The sequence below is a fragment of the Pseudomonas palmensis genome (assembly GCF_049942755.1).
Lineage (GTDB): Bacteria > Pseudomonadota > Gammaproteobacteria > Pseudomonadales > Pseudomonadaceae > Aquipseudomonas > Aquipseudomonas palmensis.
The window spans coordinates 2,735,684-2,762,651 of record NZ_CP187958.1 but is presented as its reverse complement, the minus strand read 5'-3'; the positions used below and the strand labels follow the sequence as shown (position 1 = coordinate 2,762,651).

Genomic DNA, 26,968 nt, shown 5'->3' with positions numbered 1-26,968 from the left:
GTCAGCGGCGCTCGGCGAGCAGGCGCTCGACTTCGGCAAGGCGTTCGAGGGTACCCACATCCACCCACTGGCCAGTGAAATGCTCCCCACTGACCAGGCCCTTGGCCATCGCCTGGCGAAACAGCGGTGCCAGCTTGAAGGCGCCGGCCTGGCAACCGTCGAACAGTTCCGGGTGCAGCACGGCGATCCCGCTGTAGGTCAAGGTCGGCGAAACCGCGTCGGCATCCTTGACCTGCCCGGCCTGCAGGCGGAAATCACCTTTGCCGTGATGGCCCGGGTTGTCCACCAGCACCAGGTGCGCCAGCCCGGACAGCGACGCAGGCAGGCGGCTGAAGTCGTACTCGGTCCAGATGTCGCCGTTGATCAGCGCAAAAGGCGCGTCGCCAAGCAGCGGCAGCGCCTTGTAGATCCCGCCACCGGTTTCCAGTGGTTCGCCTTCGGCGGAATAGAGGATGCTCAGGCCCAGTTGCGCGCCATCGCCCAGGTGCTCTTCGATCTGCTGCCCCAGCCAGGCATGATTGATCACCACCTCGGTGAAGCCCGCCCTCGCCAGGGCGCGCAGGTGATACTCGATCAACGGCACGCCGGCCACCGGCACCAGCGGCTTGGGTGTATGCAGGGTCAGCGGGCGCATGCGCTCGCCCTTGCCTGCGGCCAGAATCATCGCCTTCATGCGCGCGCCCCGCCTGCGGCCTGCAGGCTGTCGATCAGTTCATCCAGCTCGGCCAGCTCAGGGCGGCGGGCGATCACTTCATCTATATAAGCAAAGAACCGCGGCACATCGGCCAGGTAGCGCGGCTTGCCGTCACGGTGGCAGATGCGCGCGAAGATGCCGATCACCTTGAGGTGGCGCTGCACGCCCATCAGGTCGCTGGCACGCTGGAAGTCCTCGAAATCGGCCTGCACCGGTACGCCCAGAGCCTGCGCCCGCTGCCAGTAGTCCTTGAGCCAGCCCTCTACCCGTGCCTGCGGCCAACTGAGGAAGGCGTCCTTGAACAGACAGGTGATGTCGTAGGTCACCGGGCCGTACACCGCATCCTGGAAATCCAGCACGCCCGGGTTGGGCACACTCTGCATCAGGTTGCGCGGCATGTAGTCACGGTGCACCAGCACCTTGGGCTGGGCCAGGGCGCTGTCGATCAGCAGGGTGCTGATGCGCTGCCAGGCCGCCTGCTGCTCATTATTCAACTGCAGGCCCAGTTCACGGCCCACGTACCACTCTGGGAACAGCTCCAGCTCGCGGCGCAGCAGGGCCACGTCATAACTGGGCAACGGCGCCTGCATCGGCAGTTGCTGGAAGGCCAGCAGCGCCTGGATGGCATCGTCGAACAGGCCATCGGCGTTGTCGCTGGTGATCACATCGAGGTAGGTGTGGTTGCCCAGATCACTCAGCAGCAGGAAGCCGCGCTCGAGATCCTGAGCGTGAATTTGCGGCACATTGACCTCGGCGCTGGCCAACAAATGAGCAATTTCCACAAAAGGCCGGCAGTTTTCCTGCGGCGGCGGGGCATCCATCACAATAAAACTGCGTCCTTCGGCGGCCCAGCGGAAGTAGCGGCGAAAGCTCGCGTCGCTACTGGCAGCGGTCAGGCAGCCCGCTGGAACCGGACCCCAGCCCTGTTTATGGAAAAGATTTGCCAGCTGTTCGGCCAGCCATACATTCAGGTGTTGCAGGCGTACATCATGTTCGGGCATTACATGGGTCTCCGACGGCCCTAGCCGTCAAGCGGGTCATGCTTTATTATCCAGCATCTTTTTCAGACCATCGAGAGGCGTGCGGCCCCACACGCGGGCAGATGGCACGCAGGAAGCCCGGACTAATAAGATGGCATTGAAATCCCCCGCGTTTCGTAAAAAATTCCCGTTGCTCGTCACCGGCGGTCTGCTGGCGATGCAACCCCTGGCCACGTCGTACGTGGTGGCTGCCGAGCAGTTCGACTGCCAAGTTTCCGCTGCCGGAGGTTGGGACTGCAAGCCCAAGACCAGCACCGCGAACCTGCCACCACGCCCTGTGCATGACGGTGCGGCAGTCAGCTCGGCCGGCGAAACGCCTGCCCAGAGCGCCGACGGCAGTGCCGAAGCGGCGGGCAAAGGCCCAGCACTCGTCACCGAAACCAAGGGGCGCGGCCTGAAGGCACGCAGCGCCGACTACAGCCATCTGGACTGGGTACCACGCGATCAGCTGACCCCTGCCCAGCTCGCCGAAGCCGGCCCGTATTGCTCCGGGGCCTACATCGAGCCAACCCGTCCGGGCATGGATGACACCACGCCCAAGGACGAGGCGCCGACCTTCATCGGTGCCAAGGTATCGCGCTACCAGCAGGAGCAGCAGATCGCCACCCTCGCCGGTGACGTGGTGATGCGCCAGGGCAGCATGCAGGTCGAGGCCGACGAGGCCAATCTGTATCAGGCCGAGAACCGTGGCGAACTGAGCGGCAACGTCAAGATCCGCGACAACGGTTCGCTGGTGGTTGGCGATCACGCCGACATCCAGCTTGACACCGGTGAAGCCAAGGTCGACAACGCCGAGTACGTGATGCACAAGTCGCGTATCCGCGGTAACGCGCTGTACGCCAAGCGTGCCGAAAACGCGATCATTCGCCTCAAGGACGGTACCTACACCACCTGCGAGCCGAACAGCAACGCCTGGCAACTCAAGGGCAACAACATCACACTGAACCCGGCCACCGGCTTCGGTACCGCGACCAACGTCACCCTGCGGGTCAAGGATGTACCGGTGTTCTACACCCCGTACATCTACTTCCCGATCGATGACCGTCGCCAGTCCGGCTTCCTGCCGCCATCGTTCAGTACCAGCAGCGACACCGGCTTCATGCTGGTCACGCCGTACTACTTCAACCTGGCACCGAACTACGACGCCACCTTGTATCCACGCTACATGGCCAAGCGCGGCCTGTTGATGGAAGGCGAGTTCCGCTACCTGACCAAGTCCAGCGAAGGGCAGTTCGGTGGTGCGTGGCTGAATGACGAGGAGGACGAGCGCAAGCGCCAGTCCGACTACAAGGAAAAACGCTGGCTGATCAACTGGCAGCACAAGGGTGGCCTGGACGAGCGCCTGATGACCGAAGTCGATTACACCGACATCAGCGATCCGTACTATTTCCAGGATCTGGAATCGGATCAGATCGGCGTACAGAGCCAGGACTACATCAACCAGCAAGGTGCGTTGACCTATCGAGGCGACGATTACACTGCGCGGTTGAATGTGCAGGACTACAAGCTGGCGACCATCAGCAAGATCACTCCTTACGGGCGCCTGCCGCAGGTTACGTTCAACGGCAAGCTGCCGTACAACCCTGGTGGCCTGGACTTCGCCTACAAGACCGAGTTCGTACGCTTCGAGCGTGATCTACGTAACGGCAATTTCATTGATAAAAATGGTAACCCAGAACTTCGTTATGACGAACGAGTCAGGGGCTTGGCTCGCTCCAACGGCAATCGAATCAACGCCGTACCTGAGGTCAGCCTTCCGATGGAATGGAGTTATGGCTTTATCAAGCCGTCCGTTAAGTATGCCTACACCCGGTACGACCTTGATCTAGACCAGCAAGGCAAAGACTTTCTGGCTAGTAACCAGAACTTGAACTCGAACACTCGAGAGTCGTTCAGCAGCTCACAAAGTCGTAACGTACCGATCTTCAGTGTCGACAGCGGCCTGTATTTCGACCGTGATACCCAGTGGTTCGGCAACAACTACCGTCAGTCTCTGGAACCACGTCTGTTCTACCTGAACGTGCCATACAGGGATCAGAACGACATCCCGGTATTTGATACCAGCGAAAGCACGTTCAGCTACTCATCCCTGTTCCGTGACAATCGCTTCAGTGGTTCAGACCGCATCGGCGACGAGAACAAGTTGTCGCTGGGCGTAACAAACCGCTGGATTGAAGAAAACGGCTTTGAACGTATGCGCTTCAGCATCGGTCAAGCTATGTACTTCAAGGACCGCAAGGTTCAGTTGCCCGGTATCTACTATAAAAACCGTGAAGACGCGCAAGCCAATGTTTCGCCCTACGCGCTGGAGCACGAATATCGCTTTAACCGAGACTGGAGCTTGAGATCCGACTTCAACTGGGACCCGGACAGCCACAGCACACGCTCCGGCAGCACCATGTTCCACTACCAGCCGGAAGACAATGTCAACAAGATCGTCAACCTGGGTTATCGCTATCGTAACGACACAGTGCGTTACAACCAGAGCACCGGCCAATGGCAGGTGGGTGGTGGCGACTACGGCACCCCAGGCCAACCGGGCTACGTCAAGGACTACTACAAGATCCAGCAGCATGACTTCTCCGTCATGTGGCCGATCGTTCCGCAGTGGACCGCAATCGCCCGCTGGCAGCACGACTACAACCGCAACCGCACCCTGGAAGCCATGGGCGGTTTCGAGTACGACAACTGCTGCTGGAAGCTGCGTCTGATCAACCGCTACTGGGTCGATTACGACGAGTCCAGCCAGGACGCACCCTCCAACGAAAAAGGCGACCATGGGATCTTCCTGCAGATCGTGCTGAAAGGCCTCGGTGGTGTAGTGGGTAAAAAGGTCGAAACTTTCCTCGACGAAGGCATTCAAGGTTACCGTTCACGTGAAGACCAAGCTTATTGACTGTCTGCGCCCGCTGATGCTGGGCGCTGTATTACTGAGCAGCACCGCGCACGCCGCGGTGCAGACCCTGGACAAGGTGGTGGCCATCGTCGACAACGACGTGGTCATGCAAAGCCAGCTGGACCAGCGCGTGCGCGAGGTCGAACAGACCATCGCCAAGCGCGGCGGCGCCACACCTCCGCCCGGCGTGCTCGACCAGCAGGTGCTGGAGCGCCTGATCGTGGAAAACCTGCAACTGCAGATTGGCGATCGTTCCGGCATCCGCATCACCGACGAAGAACTCAACCAGGCCATGGACACCATTGCCCAGCGCAACGGCATGAACATGAGCCAGTTCCGTGCGGCCCTGGCCCATGACGGCCTGTCGTTCGATGACGCCCGCGAGCAGGTCCGTCGCGAGATGATCATCAGCCGCGTGCGCCAGCGCCGGGTAGCCGAACGCATCCAGGTTTCGGAACAGGAAGTGAAGAACTTCCTCGCCTCGGACCTGGGCAAGATGCAGTTGTCCGAAGAGTTCCGCCTGGCCAACATCCTGATCCCGACCCCGGAAAGCGCCAACTCGGCGGCTATCCAGGCGGCTGGCCAGCAAGCGGCCGCGATCTACCAGCAGCTCAAGCAAGGCGCCGACTTCGCCCAGCTGGCGACTGCCCGTTCGGCCAGCGAGAACGCACTGGAAGGTGGCGAGATGGGCTGGCGCAAGGCCGCCCAGCTGCCACCTCCTTTCGATCGCCTGCTCAGCACCATGGCTGTGGGTGACGTCACCGAGCCTGTACGCACACCGGGTGGCTTCATCATCCTGAAGCTGCAGGAAAAGCGCGGCGGCCAGACACAGCTGCGCGACGAAGTGCATGTTCGCCACATCCTGATCAAGCCAAGCGAAGTGCGCAGCGAAGCCGCCACCCAGCAACTGGCGGAAAAGCTCTATGAACGCATCAGCGCCGGCGAAGATTTCGCCGAGCTGGCGAAGAGCTTCTCCGAAGATCCGGGTTCGGCGCTCAATGGCGGCGACCTCAACTGGGTCGATCCGAACGCACTGGTACCCGAGTTCCGCGAAGTCATGGCCAGCACCCCTCAGGGTCAGCTGTCCAAGCCGTTCCAGACCCAATACGGCTGGCACGTACTGGAAGTCCTGGGCCGTCGCTCCACCGACAGCACCGAACAGGCACGCGAGCAGCAAGCCATGAACGTGCTGCGCAACCGCAAGTACGACGAAGAGCTGCAAAGCTGGCTGCGTCAGATCCGCGACGAAGCCTATGTTGAAATCAAGCTTCCTGGCGCCGACCAGGCAGCCCAGTGAAACACCAGCGCTTCGCCCTGACACCCGGCGAGCCGGCCGGCATAGGACCTGACCTGTGCCTGCTGCTCGCCGAGCACGCCCAGCCCCACCCCCTGATCGCCATTACCAGTCGTGACCTGCTCGTCGAGCGGGCCGCGCAACTGGGCGTGGCCGTCACGCTGCTGCCTGTCAGCCCCGACGCCTTCCCGGATGCGCCTGCCCCTGCGGGCAGCCTGTATGTGTGGGACACGCCGCTGGCAAGCCGGGTAGTCGCCGGGCAGTTGGACAAACGCAACGCCGCCTTCGTACTGCAAACCCTGACCCGTGCGGGCCAGGGCTGCCTTGACGGGCACTTTGCCGGGATGATCACCGCGCCCGTGCACAAGGGCGTGATCAACGAAAGCGGCATTGCGTTTTCCGGGCATACCGAATTCCTCGCCGAGCTGACCCACACCACGCAAGTGGTGATGATGCTTGCCACCCGCGGGCTGCGCGTGGCCCTGGTGACCACGCACCTGCCGCTGCGCGCAGTGGCCGACGCCATCACCGCCGAACGCCTGGAGCGGGTCACGCGGATCCTGCATGCCGACCTGCAGAGCAAGTTCGGCATCGCCCAGCCACGCATCCTGGTGTGTGGGCTCAACCCGCATGCGGGTGAAGGCGGCCACCTGGGCAGCGAAGAAATAGACATCATCGAACCGACATTGGCGCACCTGCGCAGCGAAGGCATGGACCTGCGCGGCCCGTTGCCTGCCGACACCCTGTTTACCCCCAAATATCTGGAGCACTGCGACGCAGTGCTGGCGATGTACCACGACCAGGGCCTGCCGGTGCTCAAGTACAAGGGCTTCGGCGCCGCCTTGAACGTTACCCTGGGCCTGCCGATCATTCGCACATCGGTGGACCACGGCACCGCCCTGGACCTTGCCGGCACCGGCAGGATCGACACCGGCAGCCTGCAGGTAGCACTGGAAACCGCCTACCAGATGGCCGAGACCCATTTATGACCGAGCAATACCAACACAAGGCGCGCAAGCGCTTCGGCCAGAACTTTCTGCACGACGCCGGCGTCATCGACCGCATCCTGCGCTCGATCAGCGCCAAGGCAGGTGAGCGCCTGCTGGAAATCGGTCCGGGCCAGGGCGCCCTGACCCAGGGCCTGCTCAACAGCGGCGGCCAGCTGGATGTGGTGGAACTGGACAAGGACCTGGTACCGATCCTCAACCAGCAGTTCGCCGGCCGCGACAACTTCCGCCTGCACCAGGGCGATGCGCTCAAGTTCGACTTCACCAGCCTGGGCGCCGCGCCGCGCAGCCTGCGGGTGGTCGGCAACCTGCCGTACAACATCTCCACCCCACTGATCTTTCACCTGCTGGCCAACGCTGGGCTGATCCGCGACATGCACTTCATGCTGCAGAAGGAAGTGGTCGAGCGCCTGGCCGCCGGCCCGGGCGGTGGCGACTGGGGCCGCCTGTCGATCATGGTGCAGTACCACTGCCGCGTGGAACACCTGTTCAACGTCGGCCCGGGGGCGTTCAACCCACCGCCCAAGGTCGATTCGGCCATCGTGCGCCTGGTACCCCACACCACCCTGCCGCACCCGGCAAAGGATCATCGCCTGCTCGAGCGCATCGTGCGCGAAGCGTTCAACCAGCGCCGCAAGACACTGCGCAACACCTTGAAGGCCCTGCTCAGCAGCGACGAGATCGCCGCCGCCGGTGTCGATGGCAGCCTGCGCCCCGAGCAACTGGACCTGGCCGCCTTCGTGCGCCTGGCCGACAAGCTGGCCGAACAGCCGCAGTAACACCTGATAACGGCCGGTCATGCCCGCATGACTGGCCGGCAACCCCGCCGATAGCCTAGACTGATGCCATTGCCGTATTCGCGTCTGTTGCCAAGGCCCTCTTGAATGTCCGATCCCCGCTATCAGGTCGACGTCGACGTCGTCACCCGCTTCCTCAAAGAACATTCCGATCCCGAAAACGACCGCTTTGCCTTTGCCTACACCATTACCGTGCACAACAACGGTTCGGTGGCCGCCAAGCTGATGTCGCGTCACTGGCTCATCACCAATGGCGATGGCCAGGTGGAAGAGGTCAAGGGCGCCGGGGTGATCGGTCAGCAGCCGCTGATCGAGCCTGGCCAGAGCCACACCTACAGCAGTGGTGCCGTGCTCAGCACCCAGGTGGGCACCATGGAAGGCAGCTATCAGATGTTCGCCGAGGATGGCATCCGTTTCGAGGCCCCGATCAAGGCGTTCCGCCTGGCCGTACCCGGGTCGCTGCACTGATGGCGGTGTATGCCGTCGGCGATCTCCAGGGCTGCCTGCAACCGCTCAAATGCCTGCTCGAGCGGGTCAACTTCAACCCGTCGGTCGACCGCCTGTGGCTGGTCGGCGACCTGGTCAACCGCGGCCCCGAGTCGCTGGAAACCCTGCGCTATCTGTACGCCATGCGCGACTCGCTGGTGTGCGTGCTGGGCAACCACGACCTGCACCTGCTGGCCGCCTGGCACAACATCGAGCGCCTGAAGAAAAGCGACACCCTGCGCGAGATTCTCGACGCCCCGGATGCCGACGAACTGCTCGACTGGCTGCGCCGGCAAAAGCTGCTGCATTACGACGAGCAGCGCGGCGTGGCGATGGTGCATGCCGGCATTCCACCGCAGTGGACCCTGGGCAAGGCGCTGGAGCTGGCTGGCGAGGTCGAAGAAGTGCTACGCGATGACAATCGGCTCAAGCTCTATCTGGACGGCATGTACGGCAACGAGCCGAACAAGTGGAGCAAGAACCTGGGCGGGGTCGAACGCCTGCGGGTCATCACCAATTATTTCACCCGCATGCGCTTCTGCACCGCCGAGGGCAAACTGGACCTCAAGGGCAAGGAAGGCGCCGACACCGCCCCACCCGGCTACAAACCGTGGTTCGCCCACAAGGGCCGTCGCTCGCGTCACGTGAAGATCATCTTTGGACACTGGGCAGCCCTCGAGGGCCGCTGCACCGAGCCAGGCGTGTACGCACTGGATACCGGCTGCGTGTGGGGCGGTGCGATGACCCTGTTCAATGTCGATACCGGCCAGTACCACCGCTGCGAGTGCACCGAAGAAGGCACCGTACGCCCGCTGGCCAGCCCCGTGCAACCGGCTAGAATAGCCGATCAATCCTGAAGGACCCGCCCATGAGCGAATTCAAACGTATCCCTCCAGAGCAGGCTCAGGCGCTGCGTGCGCAAGGCGCCGTGGTGGTCGATATCCGCGACCAGCCCACCTTTGCCAACGGCCACATCACCGGCGCCCGCCACCTGGACAACCAGTCGGTCGCCGATTTCATCCGCGGCGCCGACCTCGACGCCCCCACCGTGGTGGTCTGCTACCACGGCAACTCCAGCCAGAGCGCGGCCGCGTATCTGGTCAGCCAGGGTTTTTCCGACGTCTACAGCCTCGACGGCGGCTTCGAGCTGTGGCGCGCCACCTTCCCGGCAGAAACCGCCCAGGGCTCTGCCGAATAATTTTTTTGTTGGCCTGCAGCCCGCGCCCTGCGCGGGCTCGCGCCAGACCAGACGAACGGTCGTGGCGAACTAATCGCCCAACCGCCCTTGACCTCGCCGATTACCAACTATCCTTAAGCCCAGGCCATCCAAAAAGGGGAGAGCCGGTACACCGGCGTGCGGGTCATCGGTAAGGTTCCAAGGGTGTTCTGGGGGGTATACAGCAGGCGGCAGTGCCGTCTGCATGCCAGCATCAACTGATCGATCCGACGTCGGCTCCACGTATCGAGCGAGGTGACGTCATGAGTATTTTTAGCCACTTCCAACAACGTTTCGAGTCCACCCGTCAGGAAGAGCTCTCGCTGCAGGAGTATCTTGAGCTCTGCAAGCAGGACCGTAGTGCCTATGCGTCGGCGGCCGAACGCCTGTTGATGGCTATTGGTGAGCCGGAACTGGTCGACACGTCGAACAACTCGCGGCTGTCGCGGATCTTCTCCAACAAGGTGATCCGGCGCTACCCCGCCTTCGAAGACTTCCATGGCATGGAAGAATGCATCGACCAGATCGTTTCCTACTTCCGCCATGCCGCACAGGGCCTGGAGGAAAAGAAACAGATCCTCTACCTGCTCGGCCCGGTGGGTGGCGGCAAGTCGTCCCTGGCTGAAAAACTCAAGCAACTGATGGAAAAGGTGCCCTTCTACGCCATCAAGGGCTCGCCGGTGTTCGAGTCCCCGCTGGGGCTGTTCAACGCCACCGAGGACGGCGCCATCCTCGAAGAGGACTTCGGCATCCCGCGCCGCTACCTGAACACCATCATGTCGCCCTGGGCGACCAAGCGCCTGGCCGAGTTCGGCGGTGACATCAGCCAGTTCAAGGTGGTCAAGCTCTACCCCTCGATCCTCAACCAGATCGCCGTGGCCAAGACCGAGCCGGGCGACGAGAACAACCAGGACATCTCGGCGCTGGTGGGCAAGGTCGATATCCGCAAGCTCGAGGAATTCCCGCAGAACGACGCCGACGCCTACAGCTATTCGGGCGCACTGTGCCGGGCCAACCAGGGCCTGATGGAATTCGTCGAGATGTTCAAGGCACCAATCAAGGTCCTGCACCCGCTGCTCACCGCCACCCAGGAGGGCAACTACAACAGCACCGAAGGCCTCGGCGCCATCCCCTACTCCGGGATTCTGCTGGCCCACTCCAACGAATCGGAATGGCACAGCTTTCGCAACAACAAGAACAACGAGGCGTTCATCGACCGGATCTACATCGTCAAGGTGCCGTACTGCCTGCGCGTGAGCGACGAGATCAAGATCTACGACAAGCTGCTGTTCAACAGCTCCCTGGCCAAGGCCCACTGCGCACCCGACACCCTGAAGATGCTGGCCCAGTTCACGGTGCTGTCGCGCCTCAAGGAGCCGGAGAACTCGAACATCTACTCCAAGATGCGCGTGTATGACGGCGAGAACCTCAAAGACACCGATCCGAAGGCCAAGTCGATCCAGGAGTACCGCGACTCGGCCGGTGTCGACGAAGGCATGAACGGCCTGTCGACCCGCTTCGCCTTCAAGATCCTGTCCAAGGTGTTCAACTTCGACCCCCATGAAATCGCGGCCAACCCGGTGCACCTGCTGTACGTGCTGGAGCAGCAGATCGAACAGGAACAGTTCCCGGCCGAGGTGCGCGAGCGCTACCTGCGCTACCTCAAGGAATACCTGGCACCGCGCTACATCGAGTTCATCGGCAAGGAAATCCAGACCGCCTACCTGGAGTCCTACAGCGAATACGGGCAGAACATCTTCGACCGTTATGTGCTGTACGCCGACTTCTGGATTCAGGACCAGGAGTACCGCGACCCCGAAACCGGCGAGATCCTCAACCGCATCGCCCTCAACGAGGAGCTGGAGAAGATCGAGAAACCGGCTGGCATCAGCAATCCGAAGGATTTCCGCAACGAGATCGTCAACTTCGTGCTGCGCGCCCGGGCCAACAACAACGGCAAGAACCCGACCTGGCTGAGCTACGAAAAACTGCGGGTGGTGATCGAGAAGAAAATGTTCTCCAACACCGAAGACCTGCTGCCGGTCATCAGCTTCAACGCCAAGGCGAGCAAGGAGGACCAGCAGAAGCACAACGACTTCGTTACGCGAATGGTCGAACGCGGCTACACGGACAAACAGGTCCGGCTGCTCTCGGAATGGTACCTGCGGGTCAGGAAATCGCAATAAGCGGCAAGCGTCAGGCTGTCAGCGGCAAGCCCGGAGTACGCGCCGGGCCTGCAGCGACAGCGCTGCCCATCTTGAAGTTAGAAGCTTGAAGCTTGCAGCTACTGCCTACTCCCGGAGGGGCCTATGAGCTATGTGATCGACCGACGCCTGAACGGCAAGAACAAGAGCACGGTCAACCGCCAGCGCTTTCTGCGGCGTTACCGTGACCACATCAAGAAGGCCGTCGAAGAGGCCGTGAGCCGTCGCTCCATCACCGACATGGAGCATGGCGAGCAGATCAGCATTCCTGGCCGGGATATCGACGAACCGGTACTGCACCATGGACGCGGCGGCAAGCAGACCGTCGTACACCCGGGCAACAAGGAGTTCACCGCCGGCGAGCATATCGCGCGTCCGCAGGGCGGCGGTGGAGGCGGCGGCAAGGGCAAGGCCGGCAATTCCGGCGAAGGCATGGACGAGTTCGTCTTCCAGATCACCCAGGAAGAATTCCTCGAGTTCATGTTCGAAGACCTCGAGCTGCCCAACCTGGTCAAGCGTCACCTGACCGGCACCGACACCTTCAAGACCGTGCGCGCGGGCATCAGCAACGAAGGCAACCCGTCGCGCATCAATATCATCCGCACCCTGCGCTCAGCCCATGCGCGGCGCATTGCGCTGTCGGGCAGCAGCCGCGCCAAACTGCGCGCCGCCCAGGAAGAGCTGGCACGCCTGAAGCGCGAAGAGCCGGACAACTTCGGCGATATTCAGGAAATCGAAGGGGAAATAGAACGTCTGAGTGCACGTATCCACCGCGTTCCCTTTCTCGACACCTTCGACCTCAAGTACAACCTGCTGGTCAAGCAGCCCAACCCCAGTTCCAAGGCCGTGATGTTCTGTCTGATGGACGTGTCCGGCTCCATGACCCAGGCCACCAAGGACATCGCCAAGCGCTTCTTCATCCTGCTGTACCTGTTCCTGAAGCGAAACTACGACAAGATCGAGGTGGTGTTCATCCGCCATCACACCAGCGCGCGCGAAGTGGACGAGGAAGAGTTCTTCTATTCCCGCGAGACGGGCGGCACCATCGTCTCCAGCGCCCTGAAACTGATGCAGGAAATCATGGCCGAGCGCTATCAGGCCAGCGAATGGAACATCTACGCGGCCCAGGCTTCGGACGGTGACAACTGGAACGACGACTCGCCCATCTGCCGCGAGATCCTCACCAAGCAGATCATGCCGTTCGTGCAGTACTACACTTACGTCGAGATCACCCCTCGCGAGCACCAGGCCTTGTGGTTCGAATACGAACGCATCGGCGAAGCCTTCGCCGATACCTTCGCCCAGCAGCAGCTGGTGTCGGCCGGCGATATCTACCCGGTCTTCCGTGAACTCTTCCAGCGCAGGTTAGCCACATGACCGCCAGAGAGCAGAAGCGCCAACCCCTTTCCACCGGGTCCGAGTGGACGTTCGAGCTGATCCAGGCCTACGACCGCGAAATCAGTCGCCTGGCCGAGCGCTACGCCCTGGACACCTACCCCAACCAGATCGAGGTGATTACCGCCGAGCAGATGATGGACGCCTATGCGTCGGTCGGCATGCCGCTGGGCTATCACCACTGGTCATACGGCAAGCATTTCCTGAGCACAGAAAAATCGTACAGCCGCGGCCAGATGGGCCTGGCCTACGAAATCGTGATCAATTCCGACCCCTGCATCGCCTACCTGATGGAGGAGAACACCATCTGCATGCAGGCGCTGGTGGTAGCGCACGCGTGCTACGGGCACAACAGCTTCTTCAAGGGCAACTACCTGTTCCGCACCTGGACCGACGCCAGCTCGATCATCGACTACCTGGTGTTCGCCAAGCAGTACATCACCCAGTGCGAGGAGCGCCACGGCATCGACGCGGTGGAAGACCTGCTGGACTCCTGCCATGCCCTGATGAACTACGGCGTCGACCGCTACAAGCGGCCCTACCCGATCTCCGCCGAAGAAGAGCGTCGCCGCCAGAAGGACCGCGAAGAACACCTGCAAAAGCAGATCAACGACCTGTGGCGCACCATTCCCAAGGGCACCGACAAGTACAACGAGAAAGACAACGCGCGCTTCCCGGCCGAACCGCAGGAAAACATCCTGTACTTCATCGAGAAGCACGCCCCGCTGCTCGAACCCTGGCAACGCGAGATTGTGCGCATCGTGCGCAAGATCGCACAGTACTTCTACCCGCAACGCCAGACCCAGGTGATGAACGAAGGCTGGGCGACCTTCTGGCACTACACCCTGATGAACGACCTGTACGACGAAGGCCTCGTGACCGAGGGCTTCATGATGGAGTTTCTGCAGTCGCACACCAGCGTGGTGTTCCAGCCAGGCTTCGACAGCCCCTATTACAGCGGCATCAACCCCTATGCCCTGGGTTTTGCCATGTACCGCGACATCCGGCGCATGTGCGAGCACCCCACAGAGGAAGACCGCCGGTGGTTCCCCGAGATTGCCGGCAGCGACTGGCTGTCGACCATCAAGTTCGCCATGAGCAGCTTCAAGGACGAGAGCTTCATCCTGCAGTACCTGTCGCCCACGGTGATTCGCGACCTCAAGCTGTTCAGCATCCTGGACGACGACCAGAAGGACGACCTGCTGGTACCGGCCATCCACGACGAAGCAGGCTACCGCACCATCCGCGAGATCCTGGCCGCGCAATACAACCTGGGCAACCGCGAACCCAACGTGCAGATCTGGAGCATAGACCGGCGTGGCGACCGCTCGCTGACGCTGCGTCACCAGCAACATGACCGCAAACCGCTGGGCGACTCCACCGACGAGGTGCTCAAGCACCTGCACCGCCTGTGGGGCTTCGACATCCATCTGGAGACCCTGCAAGGCGACCACGTGATGAAGACCCACCACGTCCCCCCAAAGGGCGAACACGGCGAAGGTGACTACGGACGGCTGGACCTGGCTGTCGTCCACCTGTAGCCGCCCGCGCCAACCTCCGTTGTGGCCAGACAGGGTATCCTGTGGCCTCAACGGAGGTTTTTTCATGCAGATCTATAAAGTCGGTGGTGCTGTGCGCGACCGCCTGCTGGGCAGGCCGGTCACCGATATCGACTGGGTGGTGGTGGGTGCGACGGTCGAGCAGATGCAGGCCCAGGGCTACCGTCCGGTGGGGGCCGACTTCCCCGTCTTCCTTCACCCTCACAGCGGTGAAGAATATGCACTGGCGCGTACGGAGCGCAAAAGCGGGCGCGGCTATGGCGGCTTCACCTTCCATGCCAGCCCCGAGGTCACACTGGAAGAAGACCTGGTGCGGCGCGACCTGACCATCAATGCAATGGCCGAGGACGAACAGGGCCGGATCACCGACCCGTACAACGGCCAGCAGGATCTCCAAGACCGGATTTTACGCCACGTTTCCCCCGCGTTCGCCGAAGATCCCTTGCGTGTGCTGCGCGTAGCGCGTTTCGCTGCGCGCTATGCCGGGCTGGGTTTCCAGGTAGCCCCCGAAACCCTCTCACTGATGCGCGAGCTGAGCGAGTCGGGTGAACTGCAAGCCCTTACCGCCGAGCGCAGCTGGAAGGAAATCGCCCGCGCCCTGATGGAAGAGCAACCCCAGGTGTTCATTCAGGTGCTGCGTGATTGCGGGGCACTGAAGCAGTTGATGCCCGAACTCGACGTGCTGTTCGGCGTTCCGCAACCTGCGGCGCATCATCCTGAAATCGACACCGGCGTGCATACCCTGTCGGTGCTGGAGCAGGCGGCCCGTCACAACCAGCCGCTGACGGTACGCTGGGCCTGCCTGCTGCATGACCTGGGCAAAGGCCTGACCCCCGAAGAGGAGTGGCCGCGGCATATCGCCCATGAGCACCGCGGGCTGAAGGCGATCAAGGCGGTCAACCAGCGCTTCAAGGCACCGCGCGACTGCCAGGAACTGGCCTTGCTGGTGGGCGAGTACCATACCCATGGCCACCGGGCCCTGGAGCTGAAGGCATCGACCTTGCTGGAGTTGCTGCAGCGCTTCGACGTGTACCGGCGCCCGCAACGCTTTGAAGAGTTCATCGCCGCGTGCGAGATGGACGCGCGCGGGCGACTGGGGTTGGAGGAGCGTGATTATCCACAGGCCGCCTACCTGCGTGGCGCAGCAGACGCCGCGCGGGCAGTGGCGGTGCAGCCACTGGTAGAGAAGGGCTTCACCGGCCAGGGCCTGGGCGAGGCGATCAAGCGCGAGCGGCTGAATGCGCTCAAGGCCTACAAGGAAAGCGCCAAACCCTGAATCGATAGGCCGGCAAGGGCGGCGATTCCTGATGCCGCCCCTGACCGTCAGTCCAGCGGCAGCGCCTTGCCATTCCAGGTGAATGGCACCGGTTCGAGTACCTGGTCGATCTGCGCCTGCTGCCACAGCTGGGCCATGCTCTTGCCTGCTCCAGGGTGCACCAGTTCCGGCGCGATCAGCGACAATGGCCACAAGACGAACGCATTCTTGAGAATTTCGGCCCTTGGCAACACCAGGCCGTCGAAACTGCCGTGCAGGTTACCATACATCAGCACGTCGATATCCAGCGGCAGCCCCTTGCGATCCGGAGCATAACGGCCGTTGTCGGCCTCGATGAACTTCAGGCGACGGTCCAGTTCAAGCAATGGCAGGTCGGTCAGGCCGGTGACCACCAGATTGAAAAACGGCCCGCTCTTGATGCCCACCGCCTGGCTTTCGAACACCGTCGAGCAGCGCATGTCCCTGAGCATCGCAGCCAGCGCATCGAGCCCGGCGCCGAGGTGCCGCTCGCGCTCGATGTTGCTGCCAAGGCCTAGGTATACCGGGGTCAGAGACATCCGCGCTCGATCTCCACGCCCACCCCGCTTGCCGCCGCGATGGCGCCAGGCTTGGTCAGCTTCAGTTGCAGCCAGGGAATCTGGAACTCGTCCATCAGCACCTTGGCCAGGCGTTCGGCGAACGTCTCGACCAGCTCATAGCTGGCCTGTTCGGCAAATGCCTGGATACGTGCCGTGACGCTGGCATAGTCCAGGGCCAGGCTCAGGTCGTCGCCGGCCGCCGCCGGGCGATTGTCCCAGGCGAACCGCAGGTCCAGGCGCAGGCACTGGCGAATACCGCGTTCCCAGTCATAGGCGCCGATCACGGTGTCGACTTCCAGCCCTTCGATGAACACTCTGTCCAAGCACTTCTCTCCACAGCACGACAAGGGCGCCTTGCGCCGCTAGAATCAGGGCGTCCTCGCCCGGAATAGTTAGCATGTTTTGGTTACTGGCGTCGCTCGCCTACCTGCTCGGCTCGCTGTCCTTCGCCATCGTTCTCAGCCGCCTGAGCGGCAGCCCCGACCCGCGTGCCTGCGGCTCAGGCAATGCTGGCGCCACCAACATGCTGCGTCTGGCAGGCCGCAAGCTGGCGATCCTGACCCTGCTTGGCGACCTGTGCAAGGGCCTGTTGCCCGTGCTGATCGCCAGCCTGGTCGGCCTCAACGAGCAGCAGCAGGCCTGGATAGGCCTGTGCGCGGTGGTCGGCCACCTGTTTCCGCTGTACTTCCGCTTTCGCGGCGGCAAGGGCGTGGCCACTGCCGCCGGCGTGCTGCTGGGGCTCTACCCCCCGGCCGCCCTGCTGGCCATCAGCGCATGGCTGCTGACCTTCTACCTGACCCGCACCAGCTCGCTGGCCGCCTTGATCGCAACGCCCCTGGCCCTGCCCCTGCTGGCCTGGCGCGAGCCCGAGGCGCTGCTGCCGATGAGCGTGCTGACCGTGCTCATCGTATGGCGCCATCGCGGCAATCTACGCGACCTTTTTGCCGGGCGCGAACGGCATTTCTGAGGCGTTCACATGAGCGGCGCTCATGCTCACAGCCCCTGCAACTGCTCCATCGGCCAGCGTGCCTGCACGCTGATCGCCAGGGTTTCCCGCTGCCCGGCCGCCAGACGCTGGCACCCGGCATAGGCGATCATCGCGCCGTTGTCGGTGCAGAACTCGGGTCGCGCGTAGTACACATTGCCCTTGAGCCCGGCCAGCATCTCCTCCAGCGAGGCACGCAGGGCCTTGTTGGCACTCACCCCACCTGCGATCACCAGGCGCTTGAGCCCGGCCTGCTTGAGGGCGCGCTTGCACTTGATGGTCAAAGTCTCCACCACCGCCTGCTGGAACGCCAGAGCGATGTCGCAACGGGTCTGCTCGGTGTCGTCCCCGGTACGCTGGCACTGCTGCCAGGTGTTCAGGGCAAAGGTCTTCAGGCCGCTGAAGCTGAAATCCAGGCCCGGACGATCGGTCATCGGCCGCGGGAACACGAACCGACCCGGCACGCCCTGCAGCGCCAGGCGCGCGATCTCCGGGCCACCGGGATAGTTCAGGCCCATCATCTTGGCCGTCTTGTCAAACGCTTCGCCGGCCGCATCGTCGAGGGACTCGCCAAGCAGTTCGTACTGGCCGATGCCATCCACACGTACCAACTGCGTATGGCCGCCCGACACCAGCAAGGCGACGAACGGAAACTCCGGCGGTTGCGCCTCGAGCATCGGTGCCAGCAGGTGGCCCTCCATGTGGTGCACGCCCAGGGCCGGGATGCCCCAGGCAAACGCCAGCGCCTGGGCGCACGAAGCCCCCACCAGCAGCGCCCCGACCAGGCCAGGGCCTGCCGTGTAGGCGATGGCGTCGATCTCGGTGGCCACGCAGTCGGCCTCGGCCAGCACCTGGCGGATCAACGGCAGCATGCGCTTGACGTGATCACGCGAGGCCAGCTCCGGCACAACCCCGCCATACGCGCGGTGCAGGTCGATCTGACTGAACAGTGCATCGGCCAGCAGGCCGCGTTCGCTGTCGTATAATGCGACACCAGTTTCGTCGCAGGATGTTTCCAATCCCAGTACTAGCATGGGTTTGCGCCTTGTTGGGGCTGAATTCGAAGGCGCGCATGATAGTCCTCGCTCCCGGTGCCGACCAGCGGTTTTCGATCAGAGGCTTTGCATTCAGGCCAGCTAAGGGTTAACATCCGCAACCCTTAAAAACCGACGTTCTCCAGTGCACATATTTGCCACGAGTTCGTTGACCCCCGGTAATGAATGAAGGTAGCTCTGGATGCCAGCCGTCAAAGTTAAAGAGAACGAACCCTTCGACGTAGCTCTGCGTCGTTTCAAGCGCTCCTGCGAAAAAGCCGGTGTACTGGCTGAAGTTCGTAGCCGCGAATTTTACGAGAAGCCAACTTCCGAGCGTAAGCGCAAGGCAGCAGCCGCTGTCAAACGCCACGCCAAGAAAGTTCAGCGCGAACAGCGCCGCGCCGTTCGTCTGTACTGATACAGACGTTCGTCGCCAGCTTCTGCCATGCCCGGTGCAAGCCGGGCTGTCGGCAGTTGATGCTGTTTCCTCTGGCCTGGACCTTCGGGTCGAGCGCCTGAGATGCCCAAACTGCTATGCAGCAAGGGCAAGCCTGCCTCACACGTCAGACCTGGCCTAACCGCCAGCAGTGCACGTCACCCCTGACGAGCCTTCACCGGCTGCAGACGAGCACACCCCTTTCCTTTTTTGTGTCACGTCATTCGAGCTTGCATCGAATGCGTCGCTGTTCCCGCAGCATTAGCGATTACACTTGATTGTCGCCTGATGACGAGAGTGCCATGGCCGGGCTGATTCCCCAGAGTTTTATTGACGACCTCCTCAACCGCACCGACATCGTCGACGTGGTGAGTTCGCGTGTAAACCTGAAAAAGTCCGGCAAGAACCACACGGCCTGCTGCCCGTTCCACAAGGAGAAGACCCCCTCCTTCAGCGTCAGCCCCGACAAGCAGTTCTACTACTGCTTCGGTTGCGGCGCCGGCGGCAACGCCTTGGGCTTCATCATGGACCACGACAACCTGGACTTCCCCCAGGCTGTCGAAGAGCTGGCCAAGGCCGCCGGCATGGAAGTGCCGCGCGAAGAGAGCAGCCGCGGGCAAAAGCCCCGCCAGCCCACCGATTCGCCGCTGTACCCGCTGCTCGAGGCCGCTGCCGAGTTCTATCGCCAGGCCCTGAAGAACCACCCGACACGCCGCTCGGCCGTCGAATACCTCAAGGGCCGCGGCCTGTCCGGCGAAATCGCTCGCGACTTCGGCCTGGGCTTCGCGCCGCCGGGCTGGGACAACCTGTTCAAGCACCTGAGCAGCGACGCCCTGCAGCAAAAGGCCATGGTCGACGCCGGCCTGCTGATCGAGAATGCCGAGACCGGCAAGCGCTATGACCGCTTCCGCGACCGCGTGATGTTTCCCATCCGCGACAGCCGTGGCCGGGTCATCGCCTTCGGTGGGCGGGTGCTGGGCGACGACAAGCCTAAGTACCTGAACTCCCCCGAAACCCCTGTGTTCCACAAGGGCCAGGAGCTCTACGGGCTGTACGAGGCACGCAAGTTCAACCGCAACCTCGACGAGATCATCGTGGTCGAGGGCTACATGGACGTCATCGCCCTGGCCCAGCAAGGTTTGCGCAATGCCGTGGCCACCCTTGGCACCGCCACCAGCGAAGACCACCTCAAGCGCCTGTTCCGCGTGGTGCCCAGCGTGCTGTTCTGCTTCGACGGCGACCAGGCCGGCCGCAATGCCGCCTGGCGTGCCCTGGAAGCCACGCTGTCGAGCCTGCAGGACGGGCGCAAGGCGCGCTTTCTGTTCCTGCCCGAAGGCGAAGACCCGGACACCCTGGTGCGTGCCGAGGGCACCGACGCCTTCCGTGCGCGCATCAACCAGCATGCTCAGCCGCTGGCCGATTACTTCTTCCAGCAACTGACCGAAGAAGCCGACCCGCGGTCGCTCGAAGGCAAGGCGCACATGGTGACCCTGGCCGCGCCGTTGATCGACAAAGTGCCCGGTGCCAACCTCAAGGCCCTGATGCGCAACCGCCTGCGCGAAATAACCGGCCTGGACCTGCACCAGGTCGAACAACTGGCCCACAGCGCCCCCAGCGAGGCGCCACCGGCGTACGACCCGGGCATCGACTACGATGCGATTCCCGACTACAGCCCGGATTACAGCGACTTCCACCAGCCCGAGCATTTCCAGCCGCAGCAGCAACAATGGACACCAAGCCAGGGCGGGCAGAAGAAGAAGTGGGAAGGCAAGCCCTGGGACAAGAAGGGCAAGCCGTGGGACAAGAACGGCAAACGCGACTTCCAGCCACCGCCGCGGGTGCCGACGTCGGTGGAACCGCCGACCTTGAGCGCCCTGCGCACCCTCATGCACCATCCGCAACTGGCCAAGAAGGTCGAGGATGCCAGCCATTTCGCCGCTGAAGAGCATGTGTATGCCCAGCTGCTGGTGGCGTTGCTCGAAGCCTTGCAAAAGAATCCTGAGCTACGCTCCTTACAGCTGATCGCGCGTTGGCACGGCACCGAACAGGGCCGATTGTTGCGCGCATTGGCAGAAAAGGAATGGCTGATCGATGCCGACAACCTTGAACAACAGTTTTTCGACACCATAACTAGCTTGTCCGCTCGCCAACGCGAGCGCAGCCTGGAACATCTGCTCAGGAAAGCACGTCAAAGTGAGTTGAGCGCAGACGAGAAAAATCAGCTGCGTGACCTGTTAAGCCGGAATGTTCCCGCACAAACCCCGACCTCAACTGGCGCGTGAGGTCCTAGCTCGGGTATAATCCTCGGCTTGTTTTTTGCCCGCCAAGACCTTCAGTGGATAGGGTGTTATGTCCGGAAAAGCGCAACAGCAGTCTCGCATCAAAGAGTTGATCACCCGCGGTCGTGAGCAGGGCTACCTGACTTACGCGGAGGTCAACGACCACCTGCCAGAGGATATTTCAGATCCGGAGCAGGTGGAAGACATCATCCGCATGATCAACGACATGGGGATCAACGTATTCGAGAGTGCTCCGGATGCGGATGCCCTTTTGTTGGCCGAGGCCGATACCGACGAAGCCGCCGCCGAAGAAGCTGCCGCAGCGTTGGCGGCCGTGGAGACCGATATCGGTCGCACGACAGACCCGGTGCGCATGTACATGCGTGAAATGGGTACCGTCGAGCTTCTGACCCGCGAAGGCGAAATCGAAATCGCCAAGCGTATCGAAGAAGGTATCCGTGAAGTGATGGGCGCCATTGCGCACTTCCCGGGCACCGTCGACTACATCCTCGGCGAATACGACCGCGTCACCACCGAAGGTGGCCGTCTGTCCGACGTGCTCAGTGGCTACATCGACCCGGATGACGGCATCGCGCCGCCGGCCGAAGTACCGCCGCCTGTCGATCCAAAAGCCCCGGCCAAGGCCGATGCGGACGACGACGAGGAAGAAGAGAAGGAAGGCGCCAGCGATGAAGAGGACGAGGTCGAAAGCGGCCCCGATCCGGTCGTCGCCCAGCAGCGTTTCGGCGCTGTCGCCGACCAGCTGGAAGCAACCGCCAAGGTCCTGAAGAAGCACGGTCGCCACAGCAAGCAAGGTATTGCCGAGCTGCTGCAACTGGCCGAGCTGTTCATGCCGATCAAGCTGGTACCCAAGCAGTTCGAAGTACTGGTGGAGCGCGTGCGCAGCGCCCTGGAGCGCCTGCGCGCCCAGGAACGCGCCATCATGCAACTGTGTGTGCGTGATGCCCGCATGCCACGTGCCGACTTCCTGCGTCTGTTCCCGAGCAACGAAGTGGACACCACCTGGAGCGGCGATCTGTCCAAGCGCAGCGCCAAGTGGGCCGAAGCACTGGGCCGCCTGGACGCCGATATCGTGCGTTGCCAGCAAAAGCTGATCGACCTGCAGGAAGAGACCGGCCTGACGATCGCCGAGATCAAGGACATCAACCGTCGCATGTCGATCGGTGAGGCCAAGGCCCGCCGCGCGAAGAAAGAGATGGTCGAAGCCAACTTGCGTCTGGTGATCTCCATCGCCAAGAAGTACACCAACCGTGGCCTGCAATTCCTCGACCTGATCCAGGAAGGCAACATCGGCTTGATGAAAGCGGTGGACAAGTTCGAATACCGTCGTGGCTACAAGTTCTCGACCTATGCCACCTGGTGGATCCGTCAGGCGATCACTCGCTCGATCGCCGACCAGGCCCGCACCATCCGTATTCCGGTGCACATGATCGAGACGATCAACAAGCTCAACCGCATTTCCCGGCAGATGCTGCAGGAAATGGGTCGTGAACCGACCCCGGAAGAGCTGGGTGAGCGCATGGAGATGCCTGAGGACAAGATCCGCAAGGTACTGAAGATCGCCAAAGAGCCGATCTCCATGGAAACCCCGATCGGTGACGACGAAGATTCGCACCTGGGTGACTTCATCGAGGACTCGACCATGCAGTCGCCAATCGATGTGGCCACGGTCGAAAGCCTGAAGGAAGCGACCCGGGACGTGCTCTCCGGCCTGACCGCACGTGAAGCCAAGGTGCTGCGCATGCGTTTCGGTATCGACATGAACACCGACCACACCCTCGAAGAGGTAGGCAAGCAGTTTGACGTGACCCGCGAGCGGATCCGTCAGATCGAAGCCAAGGCGTTGCGCAAGCTGCGCCACCCGACGCGAAGCGAGCATCTACGCTCCTTCCTCGACGAGTAATGACGAACCCCGGCAAATGCCGGGGTTTTTCTTTTTCAGGCCCTGACGTTTTAACCCCTGCGTTCTTCGCCCTTCGGCCAAACCCCCGTCTACACTCGAATCTATCCACTTGAGTGACGAGGCCGCTATGCCCAGACTGCCGGCCCTCGTGCTGCCCCTCCTGCTGATGTGGAGTGCAGCGGCCGGCGCCTTGACCCTGAACGACGAAGAGAAAGCCTGGCTCAGTGCGCATCCGCAGCTGCGCCTGGGCGTCGACGCATCCTGGCCACCCTTCGAATACCGTGACCAGGACGGCAAGTACCAGGGATTGGCCGCCGACTACATTGCGTTGATCCAGGAGCGCCTGGGTGTTGTGTTCACGCCAATCGAGCCGAGCAGTTGGTCGGCCGTGCTCGAACAGGCCCGGCAGGGCCAGCTGGACCTGCTGCCCGGCATCATGTCCACCCCCGAACGCCAGGGCTACCTGGCCTTCACCCGCCCTTACCTCGACTTCCCCATCGTGATCCTGGCCCACGAAGGCGGGCCCAGGCCACGTGACCTCAAGGAGCTGTACGGCCTGAAAGTGGCCGTGGTGGAGAACTACGCCCCACACGAACTGCTGCGTACCCACCACCCCGACCTCAACCTGGTGGCGCTGCCCAATGTCAGTTCAGCGCTTCAGGCCCTGGCCACCGACGAAGTCGATGCCGTGGTCGGCGACCTCGCCTCCAGCGTCTGGAGCCTGCGCCAGCTAAAGCTCGAAGGGCTCTACGTCAGCGGCGAAACCCCTTACCGCTACCAGCTGGCCATGGCGGCCCCGCGCCAACAGAAGATGCTGATCGGCATCCTCGACAAGGTGATTGCCGACATGAGCCCGGCCGAGCTCAGTCATATCCAGGAGCGCTGGGTCGGCAAAGTGCTGGAAAACAGCAACCGCTGGCGCGACCTGCTGCTCTACGGCCTGCCCGGCATCCTGCTGCTGGTGGCGATACTGGCGGCGGTGATGCGCGTCAACCGTCGGCTAAGCTCGGAAATTTCCCGGCGCATAGCCCTGGAACAGGAGCTGCGCAGCAGCGAGTACCACTACCGCGGCCTGGTCGAGAGCCTCTCGGCGATTGCCTGGGAAGCCGATGCCAACAACTTCACCTACAGCTATGTCTCGCCCCACGCCGAAGACCTGCTCGGCTACCCGATCAGCCAATGGCTCAAGCCCGGCTTCTGGCGCGACATCCTGCACCCGGACGACGCCCTCTGGGCCCAGGCCTACTGCGACAGCGAAACCGCCGCCGGCCGCGACCACAGCCTGGACTACCGGGTGATCCGCGCCGATGGCAGGGTGCTGTGGGTACGCGACATCGTCAGCCTGATCGAGCATGGGCACACCCCGGTGATGCGCGGGCTGATGATCGACATCAGCGAAACCAAGAACACCGAGCAGGCCCTGCGTCTGTCGGAGCAGAAATTCGCCTCGGTGTTCCAGCAATGCCCCGACATCCTGCTGATCGCCCGGGTCAGCGATGGCTGCCTGCTGGAGGTCAACGAAGCCTTCGAGGACCAGATCGGCCTGAGCCAGGACCAGGTGATCGGCCGCACCGCCGCCGAGCTCAACCTGTGGGGCATCGAAGACCAGGGGCCAGCCCCGCTGCAGCGCCTGCAGGGCGGCAACATCCGCAACCTCGAAATGCCTTTTCGGCGCAGCAACGGCCAGCTGTTCACCGGGCTCACCTCGGCGGAGATCTTCGACCTGGACAGCACCCCGGCGCTGGTGGTGGCGGTGCGCGACATCAGCCAGCTCAAACAGACCCAGGAGCAACTGCAGACCTCCGAAGAAAAGTTCGCCAAGGCCTTCCACGCCTCGCCTGACGGCCTGCTGCTGTCGCGCCAGAGCGACGGGCTGCTGATCGAGGTCAACGACGGGTTCTGCCGCATCACCGGCTTCGATAGCCAGGTACTGGACCACAGCACCCTGGAGCTGGGCATCTGGGTAGACCTCAACGAGCGCCGGCAACTGCTCGAGCTGCTGAACCGAAACGGCTTCGTACGCGACTTCAGCTGCCACATCCGCCGCGCCGACGGGCAGATCCGCCTGTGCGAAGTCTCGGCGCGGCCGCTGCCGATTGCCGGCGTGGACTGCATGCTGACCATCGCCCGCGACATCACCGAACGCCATCTGATGCAGGAAAAACTGCAACTGGCGGCCACTGTGTTCGAAAACACGGCCGAAGGCGTACTGATCACCGACATCGACCAGCACATCAGTGCGGTCAACCGCGCGTTCAGCGAAATCACCGGCTACAGCGAGTTCGAAGCGCTGGGCCAGACCCCGCGCCTGCTCGCCTCGGGCCAGCACGACAGCGCCTTCTACGCCGCCCTGTGGCACCAGCTGACCGCCGAGGGTCACTGGCAGGGCGAAATCCAGAACCGGCGCAAGAGCGGCGAGCTCTACCCTGCGTGGCTGACCATCAGCGCCGTGCGCAATCACGAGCGTGAGATCACCCACTTCGTCGCCGTGTTCGCCGACATCTCCAGCCTCAAGCATGCCCAGGCCGAGCTCGACTACCAGGCCCACCATGACCCCCTCACCGGCCTGCCCAACCGCACCCTGTTTGAAAGCCGGCTGCAGGCCGCACTCAGCAGCCCACAGCCTTCGGGTCGCCAGGGCGCGGTACTGTTCCTCGACCTGGACCGCTTCAAGCACATCAACGACAGCCTCGGCCACCCGGTCGGCGACCTGCTGCTCAAGGCAATCGCGCAGCGCCTGAAAGAACAGGTGCGCGACAACGACACCGTGGCACGCCTGGGCGGGGACGAATTCATCATCCTGCTGCCCGGCCTGCACCAGCCAAGCGATGCCGAGCATATCGCCAACAAGCTACTGGCCTGCTTTGGTGCGCCGTTCCAGGCCGGCGAACACGAGTTCTTCACCAGTGCCAGCATCGGCACCAGCCTGTACCCCCAGGACGGCACCGACGTGGCCTCGTTGATCCGCAACGCCGATGCGGCCATGTACCGCTCCAAGGCCAAGGGGCGCAACCGGGTCGAGAGCTACACCCGCGACCTGACCGCCCAGGCCGCCGAGCGCATCGCGCTGGAGCACGAACTGCGCCGCGCCATCGAGCGCAAGGAACTGAGCCTGAGCTACCAGCCCAAGTTCAGCCTCAAGACCCAGAGCCTGGTGGGCGCCGAGGCACTGATTCGCTGGCGCCACCCGACCTTCGGCGACGTACCGCCGGAGCACTTCATCTCGCTGGCTGAAGAAAATGGCATGATTCTGCAGCTGGGCGACTGGGTGTTGGAGCAGGCGTGCCGGCAGATGCAAGCGTGGAAGCACAGCTACCTTGCGTTCGGGCCGCTGTCGGTCAACCTGGCGGGCGCGCAGTTGCGTCAGCCGTTGCTGGTACAGCGCATCGAGCAATTGCTGCGCACTCACCAGCTCAAGGCGGGTGACCTGCAGCTGGAGATCACCGAGAACTTCATCATGAGCCAGGCCGAGGAGGCGCTGGCCATCCTGCACCAGCTCAAGCGCATCGGTGTACAACTGGCCATCGACGACTTCGGCACCGGCTACTCCTCGCTCAGTTACCTCAAACGCCTGCCTCTGGACATCCTCAAGATCGACCAGTCGTTCATCCGCGGCCTGCCGGATGACCCGCACGATGCGGCGATTGCGCGGGCGATCATTGCGCTGGGGCGCAGCATGCAGTTGACCATCATCGCCGAGGGCGTGGAGAACCAGGCGCAGCAGCAATTTCTGGCGGCCGAGGGTTGCGAACAGATCCAGGGCTACATCGTCAGCCTGCCGCTGGCGGCGCCTGAATTCGCCGCGACCTTTCTACGCCGGGCAGTTTCGGATCTTTCGGATAGCACAGCCTCGAAACCCTCGCTATAA

At 62.6% G+C, this 26,968-nt stretch carries 21 protein-coding genes; 16 read left to right on the top strand and 5 right to left on the bottom strand.

Annotation, left to right across the window (positions count from 1 at the left end):
- Position 1: 1 nt before the first annotated feature.
- Both murU and ACPRTJ_RS12625 read right to left on the bottom strand, forming a co-directional pair.
- Positions 2–673, bottom strand: coding sequence for an N-acetylmuramate alpha-1-phosphate uridylyltransferase MurU (gene murU, locus ACPRTJ_RS12630; RefSeq protein WP_123753458.1), 672 nt, complete (start codon positions 671–673; stop codon positions 2–4).
- Entirely contained in the window at positions 670–1,695 is a 1,026-nt protein-coding gene (locus tag ACPRTJ_RS12625) for an aminoglycoside phosphotransferase family protein (RefSeq protein ID WP_426428977.1), read from the bottom strand. The genes murU and ACPRTJ_RS12625 overlap by 4 nt, the downstream gene beginning before the upstream one ends.
- 130 nt (positions 1,696–1,825) lie before the next feature.
- On the opposite strand from ACPRTJ_RS12625, the gene ACPRTJ_RS12620 reads away from it, so the two are divergent.
- The 11 genes from ACPRTJ_RS12620 (at position 1,826) to ACPRTJ_RS12570 (ending at position 15,864) form a co-directional block, all read left to right on the top strand.
- Positions 1,826–4,630 carry an LPS-assembly protein LptD gene (locus ACPRTJ_RS12620; RefSeq protein WP_426428975.1) on the top strand — a complete coding sequence of 935 codons (2,805 nt, stop codon included), beginning with the start codon at positions 1,826–1,828 and terminating at the stop codon, positions 4,628–4,630.
- Complete coding sequence (locus ACPRTJ_RS12615) at positions 4,611–5,927, top strand: peptidylprolyl isomerase (RefSeq protein ID WP_043863757.1); 1,317 nt, start codon at positions 4,611–4,613, stop codon at positions 5,925–5,927. The genes ACPRTJ_RS12620 and ACPRTJ_RS12615 overlap by 20 nt, the downstream gene beginning before the upstream one ends.
- On the top strand, positions 5,924–6,913 hold the full coding sequence (gene pdxA, locus ACPRTJ_RS12610) for a 4-hydroxythreonine-4-phosphate dehydrogenase PdxA (RefSeq protein WP_058541834.1): 990 nt from the start codon (positions 5,924–5,926) through the stop codon (positions 6,911–6,913). Before ACPRTJ_RS12615 ends, pdxA begins: the two co-directional genes overlap by 4 nt.
- Positions 6,910–7,710 carry a 16S rRNA (adenine(1518)-N(6)/adenine(1519)-N(6))-dimethyltransferase RsmA gene (rsmA, locus tag ACPRTJ_RS12605; protein WP_253086206.1) on the top strand — a complete coding sequence of 267 codons (801 nt, stop codon included), beginning with the start codon at positions 6,910–6,912 and terminating at the stop codon, positions 7,708–7,710. Before pdxA ends, rsmA begins: the two co-directional genes overlap by 4 nt.
- A 105-nt stretch (positions 7,711–7,815) precedes the next feature.
- On the top strand, positions 7,816–8,196 hold the full coding sequence (gene apaG, locus ACPRTJ_RS12600) for a Co2+/Mg2+ efflux protein ApaG (protein WP_043863754.1): 381 nt from the start codon (positions 7,816–7,818) through the stop codon (positions 8,194–8,196).
- Positions 8,196–9,071, top strand: a complete 876-nt coding sequence (locus tag ACPRTJ_RS12595) for a symmetrical bis(5'-nucleosyl)-tetraphosphatase (RefSeq protein WP_054915960.1) — start codon at positions 8,196–8,198, stop codon at positions 9,069–9,071. Before apaG ends, ACPRTJ_RS12595 begins: the two co-directional genes overlap by 1 nt.
- A gap of 11 nt (positions 9,072–9,082) precedes the next feature.
- Entirely contained in the window at positions 9,083–9,412 is a 330-nt protein-coding gene (glpE, locus tag ACPRTJ_RS12590) for a thiosulfate sulfurtransferase GlpE (protein WP_043863752.1), read from the top strand.
- Between the two features lie 281 nt (positions 9,413–9,693).
- Positions 9,694–11,616 (top strand): PrkA family serine protein kinase, encoded by a 1,923-nt coding sequence (locus tag ACPRTJ_RS12585; protein ID WP_043863751.1) that lies wholly within the window; start codon positions 9,694–9,696, stop codon positions 11,614–11,616.
- Positions 11,617–11,739: 123 nt separating this feature from the next.
- Positions 11,740–13,011: a YeaH/YhbH family protein gene (locus ACPRTJ_RS12580; RefSeq protein WP_043863750.1), complete on the top strand. Its 1,272-nt coding sequence runs from the start codon at positions 11,740–11,742 to the stop codon at positions 13,009–13,011.
- Positions 13,008–14,570 (top strand): SpoVR family protein, encoded by a 1,563-nt coding sequence (locus tag ACPRTJ_RS12575; protein ID WP_100634764.1) that lies wholly within the window; start codon positions 13,008–13,010, stop codon positions 14,568–14,570. Before ACPRTJ_RS12580 ends, ACPRTJ_RS12575 begins: the two co-directional genes overlap by 4 nt.
- Positions 14,571–14,634: 64 nt before the next feature.
- Positions 14,635–15,864, top strand: coding sequence for a multifunctional CCA addition/repair protein (locus tag ACPRTJ_RS12570; RefSeq protein WP_350488338.1), 1,230 nt, complete (start codon positions 14,635–14,637; stop codon positions 15,862–15,864).
- Between the two features lie 47 nt (positions 15,865–15,911).
- Here the strand turns inward: ACPRTJ_RS12570 and folK are convergent, their stop codons facing one another.
- The gene (gene folK / locus ACPRTJ_RS12565; protein WP_426428972.1) at positions 15,912–16,421 is read right to left on the bottom strand and encodes a 2-amino-4-hydroxy-6-hydroxymethyldihydropteridine diphosphokinase; all 510 of its coding nucleotides are present in this window, start codon (positions 16,419–16,421) and stop codon (positions 15,912–15,914) included.
- Positions 16,412–16,765, bottom strand: coding sequence for a dihydroneopterin aldolase (folB, locus tag ACPRTJ_RS12560; protein ID WP_043863746.1), 354 nt, complete (start codon positions 16,763–16,765; stop codon positions 16,412–16,414). Before folB ends, folK begins: the two co-directional genes overlap by 10 nt.
- Before the next feature lie 74 nt (positions 16,766–16,839).
- Here folB and plsY point away from each other — a divergent pair, with 74 nt between their 5' ends.
- Entirely contained in the window at positions 16,840–17,409 is a 570-nt protein-coding gene (gene plsY / locus ACPRTJ_RS12555) for a glycerol-3-phosphate 1-O-acyltransferase PlsY (RefSeq protein WP_043863745.1), read from the top strand.
- Positions 17,410–17,435: 26 nt separating this feature from the next.
- Here plsY and tsaD read toward each other — a convergent pair whose 3' ends face one another.
- Positions 17,436–18,461, bottom strand: a complete 1,026-nt coding sequence (gene tsaD / locus ACPRTJ_RS12550; protein ID WP_054915962.1) for a tRNA (adenosine(37)-N6)-threonylcarbamoyltransferase complex transferase subunit TsaD — start codon at positions 18,459–18,461, stop codon at positions 17,436–17,438.
- Positions 18,462–18,663: 202 nt separating this feature from the next.
- On the opposite strand from tsaD, the gene rpsU reads away from it, so the two are divergent.
- The 4 genes from rpsU (at position 18,664) to ACPRTJ_RS12530 (ending at position 26,968) form a co-directional block, all read left to right on the top strand.
- Complete coding sequence (gene rpsU / locus ACPRTJ_RS12545; RefSeq protein ID WP_002551877.1) at positions 18,664–18,879, top strand: 30S ribosomal protein S21; 216 nt, start codon at positions 18,664–18,666, stop codon at positions 18,877–18,879.
- 320 nt (positions 18,880–19,199) lie between these two features.
- Entirely contained in the window at positions 19,200–21,179 is a 1,980-nt protein-coding gene (gene dnaG / locus ACPRTJ_RS12540; protein WP_043863743.1) for a DNA primase, read from the top strand.
- Positions 21,180–21,246: 67 nt separating this feature from the next.
- The gene (gene rpoD, locus ACPRTJ_RS12535; protein ID WP_043863742.1) at positions 21,247–23,100 is read left to right on the top strand and encodes an RNA polymerase sigma factor RpoD; all 1,854 of its coding nucleotides are present in this window, start codon (positions 21,247–21,249) and stop codon (positions 23,098–23,100) included.
- A 127-nt stretch (positions 23,101–23,227) separates the two neighbouring features.
- The gene (locus tag ACPRTJ_RS12530) at positions 23,228–26,968 is read left to right on the top strand and encodes a bifunctional diguanylate cyclase/phosphodiesterase (protein WP_043863741.1); all 3,741 of its coding nucleotides are present in this window, start codon (positions 23,228–23,230) and stop codon (positions 26,966–26,968) included.

What these genes read in the sequence shown, in the direction of transcription:
- plsY (WP_043863745.1), top strand. Translation starts at nt 16,840, where the DNA reads ATGTTTTGGTTACTGGCGTCGCTCGCCTACCTGCTCGGCTCGCTGTCC.
- ACPRTJ_RS12575 (WP_100634764.1), top strand. Translation starts at nt 13,008, where the DNA reads ATGACCGCCAGAGAGCAGAAGCGCCAACCCCTTTCCACCGGGTCCGAG.
- ACPRTJ_RS12585 (WP_043863751.1), top strand. Translation starts at nt 9,694, where the DNA reads ATGAGTATTTTTAGCCACTTCCAACAACGTTTCGAGTCCACCCGTCAG.
- rpsU (WP_002551877.1), top strand. Translation starts at nt 18,664, where the DNA reads ATGCCAGCCGTCAAAGTTAAAGAGAACGAACCCTTCGACGTAGCTCTG.
- ACPRTJ_RS12620 (WP_426428975.1), top strand. Translation starts at nt 1,826, where the DNA reads ATGGCATTGAAATCCCCCGCGTTTCGTAAAAAATTCCCGTTGCTCGTC.
- tsaD (WP_054915962.1), bottom strand. Translation starts at nt 18,461, where the DNA reads ATGCTAGTACTGGGATTGGAAACATCCTGCGACGAAACTGGTGTCGCA.
- ACPRTJ_RS12570 (WP_350488338.1), top strand. Translation starts at nt 14,635, where the DNA reads ATGCAGATCTATAAAGTCGGTGGTGCTGTGCGCGACCGCCTGCTGGGC.
- ACPRTJ_RS12625 (WP_426428977.1), bottom strand. Translation starts at nt 1,695, where the DNA reads ATGCCCGAACATGATGTACGCCTGCAACACCTGAATGTATGGCTGGCC.
- ACPRTJ_RS12595 (WP_054915960.1), top strand. Translation starts at nt 8,196, where the DNA reads ATGGCGGTGTATGCCGTCGGCGATCTCCAGGGCTGCCTGCAACCGCTC.
- rpoD (WP_043863742.1), top strand. Translation starts at nt 21,247, where the DNA reads ATGTCCGGAAAAGCGCAACAGCAGTCTCGCATCAAAGAGTTGATCACC.
- apaG (WP_043863754.1), top strand. Translation starts at nt 7,816, where the DNA reads ATGTCCGATCCCCGCTATCAGGTCGACGTCGACGTCGTCACCCGCTTC.
- rsmA (WP_253086206.1), top strand. Translation starts at nt 6,910, where the DNA reads ATGACCGAGCAATACCAACACAAGGCGCGCAAGCGCTTCGGCCAGAAC.
- ACPRTJ_RS12530 (WP_043863741.1), top strand. Translation starts at nt 23,228, where the DNA reads ATGCCCAGACTGCCGGCCCTCGTGCTGCCCCTCCTGCTGATGTGGAGT.
- dnaG (WP_043863743.1), top strand. Translation starts at nt 19,200, where the DNA reads ATGGCCGGGCTGATTCCCCAGAGTTTTATTGACGACCTCCTCAACCGC.
- folK (WP_426428972.1), bottom strand. Translation starts at nt 16,421, where the DNA reads ATGTCTCTGACCCCGGTATACCTAGGCCTTGGCAGCAACATCGAGCGC.
- glpE (WP_043863752.1), top strand. Translation starts at nt 9,083, where the DNA reads ATGAGCGAATTCAAACGTATCCCTCCAGAGCAGGCTCAGGCGCTGCGT.
- murU (WP_123753458.1), bottom strand. Translation starts at nt 673, where the DNA reads ATGAAGGCGATGATTCTGGCCGCAGGCAAGGGCGAGCGCATGCGCCCG.
- ACPRTJ_RS12580 (WP_043863750.1), top strand. Translation starts at nt 11,740, where the DNA reads ATGAGCTATGTGATCGACCGACGCCTGAACGGCAAGAACAAGAGCACG.